Genomic DNA, 20,189 nt, shown 5'->3' with positions numbered 1-20,189 from the left:
ACCTAGTTTTATAAAATGTTAATGAAAACTAAAGGACACGAATGAAGACAGATTATCTATAATGCTCATAAATCCATATCCTATTTGTCAAGTTTTGAGAATTCATATAAATTTATCTAAGTAATCTATAAAATATATGCATATGGTACTAAAAAAATAAAAACATACTTGAATAATTATAAAAAATCGCTATTGCAGTGCATTTATTATTTGGCTAATTCAATCTATAATAATGATTCATAGATAAAAAAAGTTGCTTATATTTGTTAAGATGTAATTGCACATGCTATTACAGATTATGATTGGTTAATCTGTAGGAAAGGAAGGACGGATGACAGGAAGAGAAAGGCTACAAAAAACCCTGAATCATGAAGTACCCGATAAGGTGCCAGTTGATATTGGTGCAACTATTGTATCAGGTATTTCTGCTAAAACGTTAATAGAGCTTAAAGAACACTTAGAACTTAATGGTGAGACCATTAAAATTCAAGATCCCTTCTTTATGATTGGTCAGATGCAAGAGTCTTTAAGAGAGGTTTTGCAGGTGGATGTTGTCGGTGTTTTTACACCTTATACGAAGCTAGGATTTGAGAATAGAGACTGGAAAGAATGGGAATTTGAAAAAGGCAGAGTAGGAATGGTTGGTGGGGGATTTAATATTACAGTTGATGAAAACGGTTATATATATGCCTATCCACAAGGTGACACATCTGTACCCCCTAGTGCAATGATGCCAAAAGATGGTTATTACTTTGATGCTATTGTAAGGCAAGGGGACATATCTCCAGAAAGCTTGAATGGTAAAAAAGATTTTGAGGAACAGTTTGGTATATACTCTGAACAGGTGCTTCGAGATATTGAAAGAGATGCTGACCATTTTTTTAAGCATACAGATTACGGTATCATAGGTAATTTTACGGGTACATCTCTTGGTGATTTCTCTAGTCTGCCAGGGCCTGGGCTGAAAGAAACACCTGGTATCCGAAGCATTGAAGATTGGTTAATGGCTCACGTGATTAATCAAAGCTATATTAAGGAAGTGTTTGATTATCAGACAGAAGTAGCAATAGAAAATTTAAAACATTATAAGCAAGCCGTAGGGGATAAGATACAAGCGGTCTATGTCAGCGGAACAGATTTTGGTACACAGCATTGCGAACTCATATCACCTAAAGTATTTAGAGAGCTGTACAAACCATATTTTACAACGCTTAATAAATGGATTCATGATAATACGTCTTGGAAAACATTCTATCATAGTTGTGGTTCTATTCCAAATCTCTTAGATGATTTTGTGGAAATGGGTGTGGATATACTTAATCCAGTGCAATGTTCTGCTAATGGGATGGATCCTATTTTTCTTAAAGAAAAGTATGGTGATAAGCTCGTCTTCTGGGGTGGAGGTATTGATACACAACATGTTCTTCCTTTTGGTACACCAGAACAAGTTCGACTCCAGACACTAGAGCGATTAGAGATATTTGCAAAAGGTGGCGGGTATGTTTTCAATGCTATTCATAACATCCAAGCCAACACACCCATAGCTAACATGATGGCTATGATTAATGCTGTAAAAGACTTTAATACAAAGTAACGGGATGAGACGAGAAAGTTGTAATAATGGGTTATATAGATGTTTACATAATTAAATAGTAATTACCTTAGAAAGACTGTTAATAACAGTTTTTTTTTGTTGTGTGCTCAGTAGGGTTATAGTACCAAGATAAGTTGCGTAGGACTGAACATTACATAGCAAGAGTTCAAAACTTAAAATTGTTTAAGCACAATTAAAATCTTAATTTTGTCCACATATATAATATGATTAGCCATGGTTCGTTACAAAGGAAAATGATAGAATATTAGTGCAAATAATAATAATTACTGTTTTTTATATAATCTAAATATAAATTGAATTAAAACAAAAAAAGTAAGTACATTAACCATAAGATAAATATGAGCAAATTATGATTTTTATATCTAAAGCTATAATGTATAACATTATCGGTTCACATTCTATTACTAACCTGGATTGAATTGCAACAGTTTTTTCACTATATATAAAAAGTGTTGTTAATTTAATACATTTTTTTCACAAGCAATTGATAAACCACACGAAGTTGATCCTTTAACACAAGATATTGAGTTCCTAAAATAGCTGGATTTTGTGTATAAAGCATTATAAAAAGGTTTGCAATTGCAATTTATTAATTTTAGGAGGAAGTACCATGAAAAAAAGAAAGCATGTAAAACGATACAAAGGAGGAGTTGCATATGTAGCATCTTGGATTTTGGTTTTTTCCATGTTGTTTTCATTAAATGTAATGAAAGTATCAGCAGAAGAGACACGATACGTATTGCCTGAAAACATACGCATCAACAAAGAAGATTATGATACGATACCAGCTGTAATAGAAAAGTATAAAAACCTTGATCCGAATAATGTGGTCTTTATTGAACAAGTCAATGGGTCAAAACTGATACAAAGAATTAACTTTATTGACTTCAAAAATCAACATGTTCAAATCAATGGCAGTATGACTTTTGATATCCCTGAAGAAATAGCCAAAGTAGCAAGATTCTTTGGTGATGTACGATTTGAAGGTGAGATTGCACAAGATCTACAATTAAGCATCATTAACCCAAAGGGACAGTCTTTTGATTGGCAAATTCTATCAGGACATTACTGGAATTCTCCACTTGGTTTACCTACCACATATACGAAAACAAGTTGGTTATCCAATCTAAATACAGGTTTACTTGAACCATGGGATATGAAAGACAGTAACGGTAACATCATCTATGACGGGTACAAACTTGTTCTAAAAGGACATGGGAAGTTAAAAGATATCTATCTTTGGGAAGAAAAAGGGTTGTCAGAGGAGTATGATGTAACAGCTTATACCGTTATTGGTGAAGACAAACCTTGGCTTAATGTGACACTAGACGTAGACGCTACAAAGAATCTAAGTATGAACGGTGTGAATAAATTAGATGAAGATGTCTATAAAAGATATCATGTCAACAGTGGGCCCATTGATATCGGTACCACGGATTCATCGGTTACTTTACTCGACAAAGCGTATCACATGGTAACAAAAGACTACGGTTTCTTACCAGGACGTGGTGCATTTCATTTCTATGGATTAGAAGAATGGTTTGGTCTAAAAGAAGATGCGAGTAAACCGGGCTATACGGATTATTCACTCTTCGATCAACAATATCAAAAAAACAAGGCATTCATTGATAAGTATGATAAGCTGTATCCTACCATTGGGAATAATTATGCTTTAACGTTAGATGCATGGCCAAGCTGGCAGATACTTCCAGGTGGTAATCCACATTACGGTACACCAGAACTTGATAAATTTGAACCTGCAGCAGAATTAGCAGGAAAACTTGTAGCTGCAATTGAGAGAAAGTTAGATGGACGAGGTCCCAAATATTTAGAAGTGAAAAATGAATCGACTATTTCTATTGAGTGGCCATACCTTCATACACATCCAAACAACGCATGGAACTATCTGTCAGACTTCCATAATCAAGTTGCTACGAAGATAAAAGCAGAGTCTCCTGATACATTAGTAGGAGGACCATCCAGTGCATTTATGTATTTGGAACAAAATAACTTTGATGAAGCAAGAAAACAACTCAAGTTCATGGACGATACCAAACATAACTTAGATTATTATAGTCATCATTTCTATGAAAATGGTCATTTACTTATTAATGATGAAGATAGTAACCCAGATGGATTCTTGTGTGGACGGTTAGAAGCAGTCTTTGGTTTATTAAAAAACCATATGGCGATAACAGGTAATGATAAGCCAATCATCATTACTGAAGAAGGTACATATAACATTGGAGGAACTGAAATTGATTATTTCAAGAAATTAAGAACTTATCATGGTTATATGCTTCGTTTTATGAATCTAGCGGATTCTGTGGATATGATTGTGCCTTTCTTGTACCCTATTATCAATTGGCGACCTGATTCAAATGATACATTCTATAAGTATAATGCCACACAGACAGGTCTTGACGGTACAACACCTTTGATTCATTATCTTGAAATGTGGAAAGATTACAGAGGTGCTTTTATACCTGTTCTTTCTAATAACAATCGAGTATTCACTCACGCTGTACGTCATGGTAAAAAAATCTATGTTGCTGTACAAAACCTAAGTTTACATCGAGCATATATTGATCTTAATCTTAATACCGGTAATGCTAATATAACAGATGTTAAGAGAAAACACACTTATTTAGAATTAGGTCATCTTGTCAATGAAGAAATAGGTGTACCTAATATGAATAGAGTACCTATGCGTGCGGAAGAGACCTGTGTTTTTGAGATTACATTAGATAGAGAGCCAGAATTTACACATACATTATTGAAAAAAAGCTATTATGGTAATAAGACACTACAACCAACAGGAGGAGCACCAGCTACATTTAGTGTTGGCTGTGATACCAATGGATTAGAACGTTCTGTATTACGTGTTGGCTTTGGTAAGTCCGATACTGGGTTCAGTCAAGATATGACTATTAAAGTGAATAACTCTGTATATAATAAAGATCTTGAGTACACCAATAAAAATGGAGATTTCTTAGGTTATGTGGATATTCCAGTGGACAAGAATAATATTCAAGGCCAAAATACAATTACTGTATCTATACCAGAAAATGGAGGATATATTACCCAAGTTACCTTGTATAATGAATACTTAAAAACAAAGCCAATAGGTGTATCCACTACAGCATTGAAGAATTTAGTCAATGAAGCAAAACAAAATTGCCAAGGCATTACCATTTCAAATGATGGTTCAGGTGTAACACCAGGTCAACCTTGGGTGACACAGTTAGTATATGATTCTTACCAAGTGGCTATTAAACGTGCAGAGGTAGTTGCAAACGATTCTATAGCAACTAGGGAGGAAGTGGATAAAGCAAGTCACGATCTCACCGCCATGGGAAATATATTTAGCCATAGTATCATTAAGTTCCCACACATTTCTTTTGAACATGGAGAACCTGTCATGTATACCCTATCTGATGCAAGTAAAATGAGCACAGAGGTTCAAGGACAAGGTGCAACACACGGTACTAAAGCACTCAAAGTAAATGTTAATACACTTAATAAAGTGAATTATGGACAATATAGTGAAGTTATTCTTGATAATCCAAATATGTGGAGTATTGGTAAGAATAAGTTAGCTTTAGATGTTACGAATGCAGAAAGCTACTCAGTGCAGGTACGTGTGTTGGTGACAGATGAAGCAGGTACAACAGGTACATATTACTTCAATATTGAACCGAACCAAAACCGTACACTTAAAATAAGTCAATTTGAAAAATGTGATGATTTTTTTGACGGAGCAGATGGCTTCTGGGGACTTAGTCAAAACGGGCTGGATACTGGGAAGTTAAAAACAATCAAAGTGTGTTTATGGGAAGGTCACAGTGAGTTGGCAAATAAAAGCAATGCATCATTTATCATGGATAATATCCGTATCACAGAATAATAAGTACGCATACAGATAACCCCTAAAAATAAAGAATATCATTAAGAAAAAGTCAAGTTTCAGTTTTTGAAGCTTGGCTTTTGTGGTATGCGTAAGATTAAGATGAAAAGGGTATATTTTTATGTTGACATTCCCCTACAAACTGGGTACAATTGAATTAAGTAAAGAAACTTTACTAACTTTATTTGAAGGAGACCACATTATGGTAAGGGCAGGCAATCAATCCATGGTAAAAAAGAATAACCAAGAAGCCATTATTACCTATTTAATGGACCATGGGGGAACATCACGGGCTGATTTAGCCAAACACTTACAAGTCAGTAAACCAACCATTTCAACCAATATCAGCGAACTTATTAAAAAAGGGATTGTTATAGAAGAAGGTAAAGGTGATAACGAATTAGGTAAGAAATCTATTTTGGTGAACTTTAACAGTTGTTATCGATACGTCCTTGGCATTGATCTATCCAAAAGACGATTCAAAATTGCCCTTGGGGATCTACGATGTCATATACACCATACACTGGATATGGCATACAACCATCCTGATGATATGGATTGTGGTGTGGTCATTAAAACATTCTTACAAGAACACCAGATTAATGAAGCATCCATTGAGTGCATCGGTATTGCTTATCCAGGTATTATACATAATGGGGAATTTCCCAATATATTGTCTGAGAAAGTGAATCAAATTAAGCTGGAGAAATTAACAAGGGCTATCCATGAGATATGTACTGCTAAGTCCTTGATTAAAAATGATATTAACTTAGCCGTTATCGGCGAACGGATAAAAGGTAATCTTATGGGCATTTCGAACCTTCTCTATATCAGTGTGGATGTAGGGGTAGGTGCAGGTCTCGTCATTGATGGGAAACTCTATGAGGGCGATCGAAAAAGTGCAGGAGAAATTGGCTTTACAGTGCCTCATATTCATATAGATGGTCATTATGTTAATATTGAAGAGGTGGCTTCCAAGACGGGTCTATTTAAGATTATACGCAGTGATTTTAATAAAATAAAAGAGAGTTTATTGTATAAATTATGTCAAGGTCATGTGGATCATCTCTCCATATCTGTTTTTCAAAAAGCATTGGAAGGGGAAGACCCTTATTGCATGGCTTTAATAAAAAAGGTCGCTGAATATTTGGGGATTACCATTGCGAACATAACAGCTTTATTAGATATTGAACATGTTGTTATCGGCGGTGATATCCCCAAGCTTCATGAATCTATATTAATGGATATTAATGCAGTGGTAGCTAGGCTAGTACCGCTTCATACAACGGTTAATTTGGCTCAGATTAAACATTCCAGTCTAATAGGAGCAGTAGAAATAGCTGTAGAACAGACCATGGATGATTTATTAAATGAGTAGCATAGTGAAAGGGTGAGTTTGATGAAATGTATAGAGAATGGACGTATGCTCCTAGATGGCCAATTTGTAGAGGGTAAAGCCATCTTATTTGAGGATACGATTCAGAAGATTATTGATCAAAAAGATGTAGCTAAGGAAGTCATTGATGAACATATTGATGCAGCAGGTAAATACATTGTACCTGGTTTTATAGATGTGCATATTCACGGTTATAAAGGATACGATACCATGGATGGAGATCTAGAAGGGCTTCGTACCATTAGCCGTCTCATTCCAGAGAACGGCGTTACGTCTTTTTTACCCACTACCATGACCATGGATGCTCCCATTATTCGTCAAGCATTACACACCATCCAAACCATTATGGATGATAAAAGCTACGGGGCTGAGGTGCTAGGTACCCATTTAGAAGGACCATTTATCAGTGAAACATTTAAAGGTGCTCAGTCAGCAACGTATATCCAAAAACCGACTGGGGCAGTAATTGAAGGTTATGAATCCATCATTAAGATTATCACCATAGCGCCAGAGTTAGAAGGAGCACTTCCTTTCATAGAAGCCTATAAAAACAAATATGGTATTCAATTTTCTATGGGACATAGTGAGGCAACCTATGATGAAGCCATGAAAGGTGTGGAAGCAGGTGTATGTTCTTGTACACATATGTTTAATGCCATGACAGGGTTGCATCATCGTCAACCTGGAGTAGTTGGAGCAGCCATGAACTCAGATGTTTACTGCGAACTAATCGCAGATACCATTCATGTTAACCCTGCATTGTTCAGCTTAATTGCTCGTATAAAAGGCATGCATAAAATTTTGTTGATTACAGATGCTATGATGGGTGCAGGACTTGAGGATGGTGAGTACAACCTGGGTGGTCAGAAAGTCTATTTAAAAGGTGGGAAGTGCATGCTAAGCAATGGAACCATTGCTGGAAGCTCATTAAAACTTAACAAAGCCGTGTATCATTTCACCCAATATACCGAGTATGATTTAGCCAAAGTCATTGATCTAGTTACCATTAACCAAGCCAAGTATATAGGTGTAGAAGATCGAAAAGGAACTTTGGATACAGGGAAAGATGCAGATATTGTTATATTAGATGATCAGCTGGATATATATTACACAATGGGGAAAGGAAAGAAGCTATATGAAAAATCAAATTAGAGGTATGCGCATAATTATCACAGATAATTATCAAGAAATGAGTAAGAAAGCAGCAACCCTGGTAGCATCTCAAGTGAATATCAAACCAGGTAGTGTCCTTGGACTTGCTACAGGTGGAACACCAGTGGGTATGTACAAGGAACTGGTTAAGATGTACCAAGATGATGAAGTGGACTTTAGCGAGGTGACCACCTTCAATCTAGACGAGTATTATCCCATTGATCAAACCAATGACCAAAGTTATGCTTATTATATGCAAGAGCATCTTTTTCAGCATATTAATGTAGCCAAAGATAGCATGCATATTCCCAATGGTAAAACAAAAGACGTTGACCAAGAGTGTTATGGATATGACCAAGCAATCTATAATGCAGGTGGTATTGACTTACAGGTTCTTGGTATAGGGACCAATGGACATATTGGTTTCAACGAGCCTGATATTACATTTGAGTCTGGTACACATAAAGTTACACTAGATCAAGAAACCATTGAAGCCAACGCCCGCTTTTTTGACCGTATTGATGACGTACCCAAAGAAGCCATTAGTATGGGCATGAAGACCATTATGCAGTCTAAGAAAATCTTACTTCTTGCCAATGGTGAAAGCAAAGCTCAGATTATCGATAAGATGTTATTTGGCGAGATTTCCCCTAATGTACCTGCATCTATTTTGCAGCTGCATCCTCATGTGATTATCGTAGTTGATAAAGAAGCAGCCCAGTATATTGAACATAAAGTAAAATAAGCTTGAATGCAATCATTATGCATTGAGAGCATAAATTGAGGAGGTATTGTTATTGCATACATACCAGGTTAAAAAGGTAAAGGAGAAGGAAGTACCTTGGCATCAGATTAATGCACTGGACATTAAGTGTTATCCTTGGTATCAAAGTGGACTTAAACAGGCCACATATGTGAAAATGGTGATTCACCAAAATTGTATTAAGATACAGGCTTATTGTGAAGATATCCATAGCTATAGTCGAGAAACTACATTGAATGGTGATGTATATTTAGACAGTTGTTTTGAGTTCTTTGTAACACCTGAGAATCATGTTGGTGGTGCATATTTTAATGTTGAAGTAAATTGTTGTGGTGTTTTGCATATGAGTTATAAGGATGGTCTTGGTAAGACAGTTTATATAAGCGAAGCGCAAGCAAAAGGTATTCGCATAACACCAAGTATTAAGACACCTACCAAAGATGAAAGGACAGATGATACAAGTTGGGAAATCGGTCTGGAGATTCCCATAGACATCTTGGAAGACATGTGTGGAAAGCGGATTGAACAAACATGTTGGTATGGAAATTTCTACCGTTGCGGTGGTAAGACAGATGATCAATATGCTACATGGAATCCCATTGTATGGGAAAAACCTAATTTTCACCTGCCTAAGCAGTTCGGAAAACTACAAATTGTATAGCGTTAGTACAAGACCGAGCAAATGAGTTGCACGGTTTTATTTTTTTATCTTATAGATAATAGCCTTACATAAGCATAAAGTGAATAGTTCCAGCCCTGCAAGCTCATAATATACTATGCATTTTATAAGGAGTATATATATGTTTAAAGCACGTATAGATGAGATTTATCAAATGTTAGGTGACAGTAGTCAAATAACCGTAAAAGAATTTTATATTGGTGAGGGTAAAGACAGGTTAGGAGCAGTTGTTATCTTTGTGGGCAGTTTGGTGGATGTTGGCAGAGTTGATAAAGAACTGATTCATCCTCTCATTAATCATACGAGTCTTAAAGGATTAAAGAAAGAGGAAGCGTTAGTTGATGAGTTGTGTAAGCGCTTTATACCCATGAGTACCCTTGAGACTACTAATGATAACCAGAAGATTCAGTATGCTATGAAAAGAGGCCATGCTGTGATACTCTTTGATGGTCTAGAAACATGTATTGTAGCTAATGTAAAAGGCGGGCAGTTTAGGAGCATCAAGGAACCCACAGATGAGGTATCCATTGGAGGTACAAAAGAGGGTTTTGTAGAGGATTTAGATACCAATATCAGCATTATGAAGCGAGGGCTACGAGATAAACATTTAATAATTGAGAAACTAATCGTAGGCACACGTTCTCAAACAGATGTTGCCATACTCTACCTTGATGATGTAGCCGAAGAAAAGGTTGTTAATGAAATTAGAAAGCAGATTAACGCTATTGATACAGATGTCATATATAGTGCTGGACAATTTATACAGTTCTTAAATATCAATGTCTATTCCATATTCCCACAGATCTATTCAACAGAAAGAGTCGATACAGTTCTATCAGATATTGCTCAAGGAAGAGTCAGTATTATCATTGGTGGAACGTCCTATGTATGTACTGCTCCCAGTTCCTTTATTGATTTTTTTCAAGGTGTTGAAGATTACAATCAATTACCTGTTATAGCTACTTTTAATCGATTACTTAGGTTCTTAGCATTTATTGTCATAACCACTTTATCCGCATTATACCTGACCCTTTTGGAGTATAATTCCGAGTTATTACCATCGGACTTTGCAACAGCTATTATTCAGTCAAGGAATGAGATTGAGCTATCACCTTTCATGGAAATACTCTTCATGCAGCTAAGTGTTGATTTTCTAAGAGAGGGCGGTTTAAGGTTGCCCAGAAAAATCAGTCAGACCCTGAGTGTTGTAGGAGGTATTATTATTGGTGATGCCGTTATTCGAGGAAAGATTGTAAGTCCTACAACGTTACTTGTTATAGGTATCACCACCATAGCAACATTCTTGGTACCTAATTATGAGATGAGCTCGGCTCTAAGGCTACTCAATTACATCATGATTCTAGTCACCAATGTCTTGGGTATATTTGGTATTACACTTGTTTTGTTTTTTACAATTGTTCATTTAACCACTTTAAAAACCTTCGGTATACCCTATTTTTCTTTTTCTTTAGAACAGATGAAAGATATGTTTGTCAGAGTACCTCTTAAAAGTATGAATAAAAGAAGCAGTACCATACCCAATAAAAATCCAACCAGACAGAAAACACAACAAACGTCACAAAAATGAGGGTGAGCATACATGAAAAATAAAATCATTATTATGGTCATCATTTTTATTATATCGACGGTATATGGTCATAATCTTAAGTCCATTGAAGATCTGAACCTACCCATTGGTCTAGGTATGGATATCGATACAGAAAGTGGGATTATACCTATCTTAAAGTATTATACGGTGGTATATAATTATAATACGCCAGGTGTCACCAACTTTATTTATAAGGGTGAAGGCACTAATTTTAATGAAATTAAAACCCGTTGGCAAGCTCAAATGAATAAAAAATTTGTAATAGGAAGTGAGAAAATATATTTAATCAGTCAAGCCTTTGCTTCATACGGTATTAAAAATTTTATTGATGATTTTGCCAAAGAGCCTATTGCTCAAGATAGAGGTCATGTACTTATATGTGATGGTGACCCAGAGGCTTTTTTAGAATACAACATTGAGGGCTACCCCAGCAGTGTTGATTATATAGAAGAAATTCTCAATAACATTGGGGATATGGATTTTTTTTATTATGATAATTACAAACTCATTGACGTCTATGTCAGATACCATGCAGAAGGTAGGAGTATTGTACTGCCAAGAATACGTATAAAGGATGAGTTCTTTGAACTATCCGGTTTGGCTATCTTTAAAGAAGATAAAATGATTGGCAAAATAAATATGGATGAAGCACGATGGTTTAATATGTTAAGAGATGATTCAACAAAGGGTATCTATATCATGGATTATGATGAGGGTGAGGGTCAGTCCATTGATTATCAACTGAGTACCATAAAAAAAGTGGATGTGAATAAAAATGAAGAAGGGGAATACAGTTTTATTATTACATTAGATATAAGCGCAGATGTTATATCCAATAAAACCGATCGGGATATCTTTGGTGATTTAAAAGAACAGGACAAAGCAGCTAAAGAATTGGAAGTCGATATACGTAAACGTTGTACAAAATCTTTATATAGTACCGTCTATCGTTATAATGTGGACTGTTTATCTTTGGGAAAGTATGCTGCTGCCTATTACGGAAGGAAGATTGTTGACGATTGGGATGCCATGGTAAGCCAATCCGATATTGAAGTAAAAGTTAATGTGAAGATGGATAGACAGGGTAGGAGTGATTACTAACAATGGCTTCGGATAACAAGCAGACAACCACATTAACCCCTAGTGAGTTTTCACACACCATTATAGCCATTATTATTGGAATCGGTATACTTGGTTCCACAGGTCCAATTGAAGCAGCTGGAAATGATGGATGGTTAGCTGTATTAATTGGGGGACTGTACCCATTATATATGGTCTGGCTAGCTACGATTATTAGCAAACGATTTCCTAAGGACAACATTATTAGTATCAACGTTAAGATTTTTGGGCAGTATTTAGGTTCTTTATTTAATCTTTTACTCAGTTTCTTTTTTATATATTATATCATGACCGTTTTGGTTTCTTTTACATTTGTCACACGCATATTTATTGCAAGTTTTATTCCCTCTGCAGTTATTACAATCTTAACCATGCTTGCCGTTTTCTTTTTAACCATAAAAGGGTTGAAAACCATTGCTAAGGTGAATGTTTTTATTTTTTATCTCACATTTATTATTGTTATTTTACCAGGTTATGCTCTGGTAAAGGGTTCTATCATCAATCTGTTACCTGTTTTTAACAGCGGAATAGGTGAAATCGCCAATGGTGGCTTGCAAGCCTTAGGCAGGTATACAGGCATTGAAGTTATTTTCTTGATCTATCCATTAATCAGCGACAAGAAAAAACTGAAGGGATCCATGTTAAAAGGTACAATCATTGTCATAGCCATTTATGTGTGGTTAACTTTTATTGCTATCTATTATCTTGGGGATGTAACCATTAAGTTTTATTGGCCTATTTTGGTGATTGCTGATAGTGTCCAGATACCCATTATTAATTTGTTTCGATATGTCTTTATGTTATTTTGGAGTTTGATTATCTATCGTATTAATGGGAATTTATTATATTTCTCAAGTATGATTATTAAGGATGTCACCCATGTTAAAGAAAAATATACGTATGTGATTATAGGTGTCATAGCAGCCCTGGCATGTTTTTCCATTGTATTCATCTATAATGAAACCATAAAGCGGGAAATTGCAAAATCAGAGCCTGCAATAACCTTAGCTGTTATCGCCTACTTTACCATTGTAACGTTATTGGTTGTATTGCTAAAGAAAAAAGAACCACCCCCAGACAGCAATGAAACGTCAAAAGGCTAGCTTATCAAATGACAGCGTCATGTTTTTGAATAAGCTAGCTTTTTACTTAATGAATGATCTTCTTAATGTTTTTAATGACGATGGATATATTGCCATCTGGATTCGTGATAAATTCAATATTATCCGGATCATTATAGAGTTCCATGGGAATTTTAAGTTCAATACCTGTGTCTGTTTTTAGCTTCTGCTTTTCAAAAGACCTTGTAATGGTCTTTTCAGTTAAATGAATAACAGGCTCTTCAAGACCTTTCTCGTTAATGGTCTCCATAAATTCCTTTTTAATATCCACATGATTTTTAAAGGCTTCATTGGCAAATGTATCCAGATTAATGTCGCCACTTTCTTCAATGTTGTGGTAGAGTTCTTGTTGAATATCCATTTTCTTTTCTACATCTTCATCAAAATACTTCTTCGTTATCGTATCCGTCGCTTTTTTTACGATATTATACTGTTCTTTTGACGATAAATTCGTTTGACATTTTAAAAAATGCAGGGAAAGATAGAATTCCTTTTGACCATCAATTTCATATTTTTTCTCAAGTATATCGATACCTAAGGTAGAGAGATTAATCACGATGACTTCATTAATTTTTTGACCTGAATTAGGTAATGTTGTGCGATGCTGAATAATTTGATTCACATTAGCATTGTTGTTCGTTTCTGTATAGTGAATAAAGGAGTTTAAATAATTAAGCTTTAATAAAGCCAGATACTTGGTACCACGACATCCAAAGGCAACAACGGCTAAATCTGCTGATGGTATGTTGCTGTTTGCATTCATAATGGAGAAGAGCTGGTTAGCAATATTAATGGACATTTCTACAAATCTGCTGTCATCTTGGGTGTACTCTTTGATGTAGTTATACACCATGTTATAATCTGTTTGAAATTGACACTGTTTTAGGCTATCATCATTAAGGGTTTTCACAAGATGATTGGCAAAGAATTCCTTAATGTCATAATTACTTTCCATTTCTTCCATGGACAGTACAGGTACACTTAAGCTTGAATCAAGTATATGTACAATCATGTTATAGAGTTTAATGTCTTCTAACGTATACATGGTTATCTCCTTCTTATCTATTGTATATCATACTGGTCTTTTTATATCTAGCATTCTAAAAGGTATGCATAGCATCATGATGTAACGTATTTCATTATTTTCTTATCATGTAACCTCAATTATTATAGCATACTCTCATATAGAAAAAGAAGAGAAAATAAAAGAAAGTTTAATCCCTTAGAGATTAAACTTTCTCATGTAGCTTGGTTGTATTAGGTATTAATCGGTTTTAATTGCTTCCAAAGCACTTAGCTTCATAGCTTTACGAGCAGGCAAGTAACCGGACACAAGCCCTATGATTGTCGTAAATACTAAAGACAGTAGAATGAGCCATGATGGAATAATGGAGAGGGTTACATCAGCCTCATCACTATATATTTGGAACATCCTGCTTAAACTTTGGTTACCATCAACAATTTTATTGATGATAACAGATAAACCAACACTCAAGCCAACACCAAATACACCACCAAATAAACCGATAGAAGCGGATTCAAATAAGAAAAGTTTTTTGATATCCTTCAAGGAAGCACCAATAACCTTCATAACCCCTATTTCTTTTCTTCTCTCGTAAATGGCCATAACCATGGTATTGGTAATACCGATTGCAGCTACCAGTAATGCCACACCACCGATACCACCAAAAATCATCTGTACCATGTTATTCATGGATTCGGTTTCTTTAATAAATTCCGTATCACTGCTGGCCTCAAAGCCAAGCTTTCGTACTTCTTTTAACACATTATCCACATGTTTTCGATTAGGTACATAGAGCATGGCTTGGTCAAAACCTTTTTTAGGTTTTTTACCACCATAATCTTTATAGCCTGTCATTTTATCGTATTTATCACGAAGTTTCATTAAAGTGTTAAGCTCCATGTAGGCATACTCGGCTTTTTCATAGTTTTCACTTGCTGAAACACCCACAACCTTAACTGTAATGGGTCTAACAGGCCGGGTGTTTTCTTCAACGCCACGCCCACGATATTGTTGTTTTCGACCAAAACTCCAGTCAAAAGACATCTTCATGCTGGTATATTCCATGGGTTTGAACTTAGCGGGTTTCAATTCCCCTGTTTCTTCATCGTACATATCCCACCAGCCGCCGCCTTCTTGGTTATCACTAAAATTATAAGCAACCCGTTGACCAAATACCAGGGCGTTCTTATCATCTTCTGCCAACAATCGACCTGTTTCAATGTCAAGATCGTATTTTTCCATAAATTCAAGTGTTAGACCTTTAACTTGTATGTATTGGCCAACAAATTTTTTGGCAACCATGTTTAAATTCGTTTGATACACAGGTGATACTGCCTCAACACCTGCAATTTGTTTCATAAGTGTTATATCATCATTTTCAATCTTAGCTTTTTTTTGAACATTTGTATCCTCATTATTATCAGAAGAACTATCTCGCATTATACGCATACCGTGACGACCACCATTTTCGGTATATACTTTAACAATTTTCATGTTACCCCACTTATTCATACGTTCGTTAACATTCTGTTTCATCCCCAAACCAAGGGATACCATGACAACAATGGATATGGTACCTATAACAATACCAAGGGTTGTCAGCAGGCTACGCATCTTTCTACGGAGTAAGTTCTTCAAACCCATACGAATCAGATCGAGACTATTCATCAAACTCTAATTCCTTTTTCTTTTTTCTTTTTCTGATGATAACGATGATAATAATGAGAATGATGATACCGGCGATACTACCGCCGATGATGTATAACATTTTATTGGATTTTTTTTCTTCAGGCTTCATTTGATCGAAATTGCCAGTTTCCATTTCGCTCATATCAGGCATCTGCATTTCTTGTGCCATGGTTTTGATTTCTTTCTTAACGATTTCGTCACTGCCATCTGGCTTGGTATAGGAGAATATCAGATTTCCAGTAACATCTCCTGGTTGTTCTGCAAAGATATCCACATCATAATAGGTTGTATTACCAGGTTCAAGGTTACCTAAGTATTGGCGGCTATTGGAAGAACCAAAACCTTCAACAGCAACGGTAAAGTTATCAAGGGTTGTTTTACCTGTATTACTGATTTCAAGTGAAATGTTAACAGGTTCTTGAACAAACACCGTTTCAGGTACGCGAATATCACTTGTGATAAAACGAGAAGGTTGAACAACGGTAGCTCTTACAGCATCGTAGAGGGTTTCCGTTAGGATCTTCCCATCAGCCCCTTTGTATTCATAATAAAAGGTTACATCTAAATTATGTACTTTGGCAGGTGCAGATGGTATGGTGAAGAATGTGACTTCATGTTCGGCTGTTTGCTTTGGTCCTATTTCTTCAATATGGAACGTACTACTTGTATCCACTGGTGTAAAGACACTGCCCACTTTTTGAGCATCTGTATCAGTGGTTTTCTCTGCCGAGAAGGACACTTTAATGTTTTCTATTTTCTTATCGCGATGGGTGTTCATAAACGTTAATTTCACATCAAACGTTTCACCAGCATTGACGATCTTAGGGTTGATGACAAAATCACTGATAATAATAATGGGCTTACTTGTTGTACTGTTATCATCTTCTTTTTGTTTACCTTCTACACTGACACCCACGTATTGAGAGAAAGTAGGTGTTTCTTTATCTTTATCGCTTTTTCCTTTTACTTCAAAATTAATTAAGTAATTCTTCGTTTCTGCAAGGTCCGATGCTTGAAAGAGGAAGGTTAAATGTTGTGATGCACCAACTGCTAAGTTTTCCACAACTTGAACATTTTGTGACATGGGCATCATCACCGTGTTATCCACACCAGTAGCTGTGACCACCACATCTTTCAGGTCAGCTTCTCCTGTGTTTTGTATATCAAGACCTACTTTAAAGGATTTGCCATAAGTAATCCTACCTGTAGGTGCTGCCACATTCTGTATGGTAATATCAGTCGATTTATCGCTGTCGCTGTTGACATTAATGTAGATTTCTTTTTTGATTTCTTTTTCTTCATGTTCGGTATCCATATATTTCATCACAAGGGTTAATGGATAACTACCTTTTTTCAAGTCTGATCCAGCAAGAAGAGAGAAAGTGACTTCATTGCCTTTTTCTTGAGGGGATAGATTCAGTATATCCTTACTGTTAACACCGTTAGTCATGGAGAAGCCAGATACACCGTCTTTTGCTAACCCTTCTAAGGATAAGGTTACTTTATTGACTGTTTTCATACCTGCATTATTATTGACTTTTAGCGTAAGATTTACTTCTTCACCAGCATTGACAACAGCAGGTGTTGTTGTAACATCTGTAACCGCAAGATCAATAGCAGGATAGCCTTTTGTTACTTTAATATAGATATCTTGCTCATCTTTCGTTACATCCCCATATAGATTAGAATAGGTATATTTAATGGTACACTTATATGTTTTTGGGGGTGTAGTGGATTTTACAGCAATTGCATAACTGAGCTTAGCTGTTTCTTCTTTTTTTAACTTAGCCACTTTATCCACCAAGCTAATGGTACTGATTTCATATTTGAAATTTTCATCTGTAGGTGGTACGAATTCTACTACGATATCTTTAGCTGTATAAGAACCTGTGTTTTTAACTTCTAGGTCAAGCTCCAGATTGTTACCCGCCATGGTTGATGGTACGGATTCGTTTACGATGGCTAGTTTAGGCGCGTACTTTTTGGTGTCTGTAGGTGTAGAAGAGGAGTCGGAGCTATTAGGGAGTAAATCCAAACTAAGAGTTTCTTTAGTTGATGTATCATTTGGATAATCGAATGTTATGGTTATTTTATCATCATCAAGATTTTTACATTCTAAAGGAATGGTGACACTTGCTTTATTTTTTACGCTTCGAGATATCAAACCATCTCTAACATAGAAGCTACTTGCTGAAATAATTAGTTTCGTATCATCTGTAGTAGCAGTATTTAACTGTAATGTTAAGTCAAATTTATCACCTATGTTAATATTGTCTTTGCTTGTTACTTGAGTTATGTTTAGGGCTGTATCAGCTGATACCTCCACACTACCAGCCACTGTGCATACCAATAATGCACATAAATAGATCAATAGTCTTGCTTTTTTCATTGGGTTAAGCCTCCTGTTTCTTTTCTTCAACTTCTTCAATTTCATTCATTTCTATACTTTCAATCAGTCCGTCTCTAACATGTATAACACGGTTAGCATAGACAGATGTTTCCACGTCATGGGTGACGATAATCAATGTTTGATTATTGTCTTTAGCAATCGTCGTGATTAATTTCATGACTTCCATGGTCGTTTTGGTATCTAAGTTACCTGTTGGTTCGTCGGCAAATACAATCTCAGGGGTGCCAACAAAGGCTCGGGCGATACTGACACGCTGTTGCTGACCACCACTCATTTGAGATGGTTTATGACGCAGACGGTCACCTAGCCCTACAGCACTAAGCATACGTTTGGCTTCTTTTTCCCTTTTTTTCTTAGGCATGCCCGTAAAGATGAGAGGCATGGCAACATTTTCAAGGGCGGTTAAGTTGGGTAATAGATTATAAGATTGAAAGACAAAACCTACATGTTTTTGACGAAATTTCGTTACTTTCTTTTCATTCATTTTATCAATGCGATTACCTTTAACATTAATAAGGCCTTTTGTTGGTTTTTCAAGACCAGCAATCATGTTCAAAAGTGTTGACTTTCCAGAACCTGATGTACCTAGAATGCAACAACACTCACCTTTATTAATATCAAGACTAATGTTATCAAGAGCTACAACCCGTTCGTTGCCCATACGATATACTTTTCGTAAATCTTTGATTTTAATAATTGTGCTCAATATACTCCTCCTTTCTCCAAATATAACCTCGAGAATCTCCTCATCATAAAAAATATAAACACATGACAATTGTCTGGTTGGGACATGACATATTGTGTTCTGGTGTTATCATATAGGTTGAAAATGAAAATTCCCCATAAGCAATGGTAAAACATATCACTAAAAATTATAGCATTTTTTGCTATAAATGACTATATATAAAAAATATGGGTTTTAATGTCAGTTGATATTTTAACAAAATGTTAATAAAAGAAAACCACAATATCTTGTGGTCTTCATCTTGGGTCAACTATATATGGTATGTCGGTGTGAGCAAATGTGATTTATTGAACCTGTCTTTTAATAAAAAATTAATAATTCAAAACGAAGCCAGAGAATTATTGCGTATGGTCTTGAATCCATTGAATCGTATCATCTGATAAGGCTTTAATCTTTTGGTCAATGAGCTGTTGCCATGCTTCTATGTCTTCAGCATAATGTTGCAAGTCATCCACTTCCAATAAGTTATGCATATCATCACGGTTTACAGTAAAGGTAACAGGTGTTTGCGTATCAATTTCAAAGGTAACCACATCCACATTCTGAACGAGAATAAATAGCGCAAGGGCATTGTTAAAAAACAATTGGTTACCATGATCTTCAACGTAACCTTCTAAAGCATCTTCAAGTTCAGTTTTTTCCTCTTCTTTTGTGGAATCACTTAACCCATAGTGTGATGTGATGCTGTCCTCAGTTAAAGAAAATGTTTGCCGGTACTTGTTACCCAATAGCCTGTCAAGGATATTACCAACAGCGCTGTTATCACCAACATAGGATTTCTTATATGTTGCAAGTTTCTCAAGGTCCATGTTCTCTAAAGTAACGTCTTCATTGATGGTTTCTCCCCCTCCAGAGTAGCACCCAACAATGACCACGGTTAGCATGATGCCTATTAGGCCAACCAGGCATGATTTTAATACAGATAATTTCATATACAACCTCCTTGTAAATCTTTCATAA

Annotated in this window: 14 protein-coding genes; 9 read left to right on the top strand and 5 right to left on the bottom strand. The window is 35.8% G+C overall.

Going from position 1 to position 20,189, the window contains the following annotated elements; all coding sequences use genetic code 11:
* Positions 1-331: 331 nt before the first annotated feature.
* From HZI73_RS20070 to HZI73_RS20030, 9 genes are all read left to right on the top strand, one after another.
* Positions 332-1,594 (top strand): uroporphyrinogen decarboxylase family protein, encoded by a 1,263-nt coding sequence (locus HZI73_RS20070; RefSeq protein WP_212695144.1) that lies wholly within the window; start codon positions 332-334, stop codon positions 1,592-1,594.
* Positions 1,595-2,225: 631 nt separating this feature from the next.
* The gene (locus HZI73_RS20065) at positions 2,226-5,522 is read left to right on the top strand and encodes a hypothetical protein (RefSeq protein ID WP_212695143.1); all 3,297 of its coding nucleotides are present in this window, start codon (positions 2,226-2,228) and stop codon (positions 5,520-5,522) included.
* Between the two features lie 202 nt (positions 5,523-5,724).
* Positions 5,725-6,900 (top strand): ROK family transcriptional regulator, encoded by a 1,176-nt coding sequence (locus HZI73_RS20060; RefSeq protein ID WP_212695142.1) that lies wholly within the window; start codon positions 5,725-5,727, stop codon positions 6,898-6,900.
* A 21-nt stretch (positions 6,901-6,921) separates the two neighbouring features.
* On the top strand, positions 6,922-8,070 hold the full coding sequence (nagA, locus tag HZI73_RS20055) for an N-acetylglucosamine-6-phosphate deacetylase (protein WP_212695141.1): 1,149 nt from the start codon (positions 6,922-6,924) through the stop codon (positions 8,068-8,070).
* Positions 8,071-8,074: 4 nt separating this feature from the next.
* Positions 8,075-8,815 (top strand): glucosamine-6-phosphate deaminase, encoded by a 741-nt coding sequence (gene nagB, locus HZI73_RS20050; RefSeq protein ID WP_212698879.1) that lies wholly within the window; start codon positions 8,075-8,077, stop codon positions 8,813-8,815.
* 52 nt (positions 8,816-8,867) lie between these two features.
* Positions 8,868-9,494: a carbohydrate-binding family 9-like protein gene (locus tag HZI73_RS20045; protein WP_212695140.1), complete on the top strand. Its 627-nt coding sequence runs from the start codon at positions 8,868-8,870 to the stop codon at positions 9,492-9,494.
* A 139-nt stretch (positions 9,495-9,633) separates the two neighbouring features.
* Positions 9,634-11,100, top strand: coding sequence for a spore germination protein (locus HZI73_RS20040; RefSeq protein WP_212695139.1), 1,467 nt, complete (start codon positions 9,634-9,636; stop codon positions 11,098-11,100).
* Between the two features lie 12 nt (positions 11,101-11,112).
* Positions 11,113-12,222 (top strand): Ger(x)C family spore germination C-terminal domain-containing protein, encoded by a 1,110-nt coding sequence (locus HZI73_RS20035; RefSeq protein WP_212695138.1) that lies wholly within the window; start codon positions 11,113-11,115, stop codon positions 12,220-12,222.
* Positions 12,223-12,224: 2 nt separating this feature from the next.
* Positions 12,225-13,343, top strand: coding sequence for a GerAB/ArcD/ProY family transporter (locus tag HZI73_RS20030; RefSeq protein ID WP_212695137.1), 1,119 nt, complete (start codon positions 12,225-12,227; stop codon positions 13,341-13,343).
* A gap of 46 nt (positions 13,344-13,389) precedes the next feature.
* Here the strand turns inward: HZI73_RS20030 and HZI73_RS20025 are convergent, their stop codons facing one another.
* The 5 genes from HZI73_RS20025 to HZI73_RS20005 form a co-directional block, all read right to left on the bottom strand.
* Positions 13,390-14,406, bottom strand: coding sequence for a nucleoid-associated protein (locus HZI73_RS20025; RefSeq protein WP_212695136.1), 1,017 nt, complete (start codon positions 14,404-14,406; stop codon positions 13,390-13,392).
* A gap of 219 nt (positions 14,407-14,625) precedes the next feature.
* Positions 14,626-16,053: an ABC transporter permease gene (locus HZI73_RS20020; RefSeq protein WP_212695135.1), complete on the bottom strand. Its 1,428-nt coding sequence runs from the start codon at positions 16,051-16,053 to the stop codon at positions 14,626-14,628.
* Positions 16,046-18,463 carry a COG1361 S-layer family protein gene (locus tag HZI73_RS20015; protein WP_212695134.1) on the bottom strand — a complete coding sequence of 806 codons (2,418 nt, stop codon included), beginning with the start codon at positions 18,461-18,463 and terminating at the stop codon, positions 16,046-16,048. Before HZI73_RS20015 ends, HZI73_RS20020 begins: the two co-directional genes overlap by 8 nt.
* 4 nt (positions 18,464-18,467) lie before the next feature.
* Positions 18,468-19,145, bottom strand: coding sequence for an ABC transporter ATP-binding protein (locus HZI73_RS20010; protein ID WP_212698878.1), 678 nt, complete (start codon positions 19,143-19,145; stop codon positions 18,468-18,470).
* A gap of 422 nt (positions 19,146-19,567) precedes the next feature.
* A complete protein-coding gene (locus tag HZI73_RS20005) occupies positions 19,568-20,161 on the bottom strand; it encodes a DUF4825 domain-containing protein (RefSeq protein ID WP_212695133.1) in 594 nt (197 codons plus the stop codon).
* Positions 20,162-20,189 lie beyond the last annotated feature (28 nt).

Origin of the sequence: Vallitalea pronyensis (genome assembly GCF_018141445.1) — a bacterium.
GTDB lineage: Bacteria > Bacillota > Clostridia > Lachnospirales > Vallitaleaceae > Vallitalea > Vallitalea pronyensis.
The sequence above is the reverse complement of the archived record's forward strand: the minus strand, read 5'-3'. Positions and strand labels throughout refer to the sequence as shown.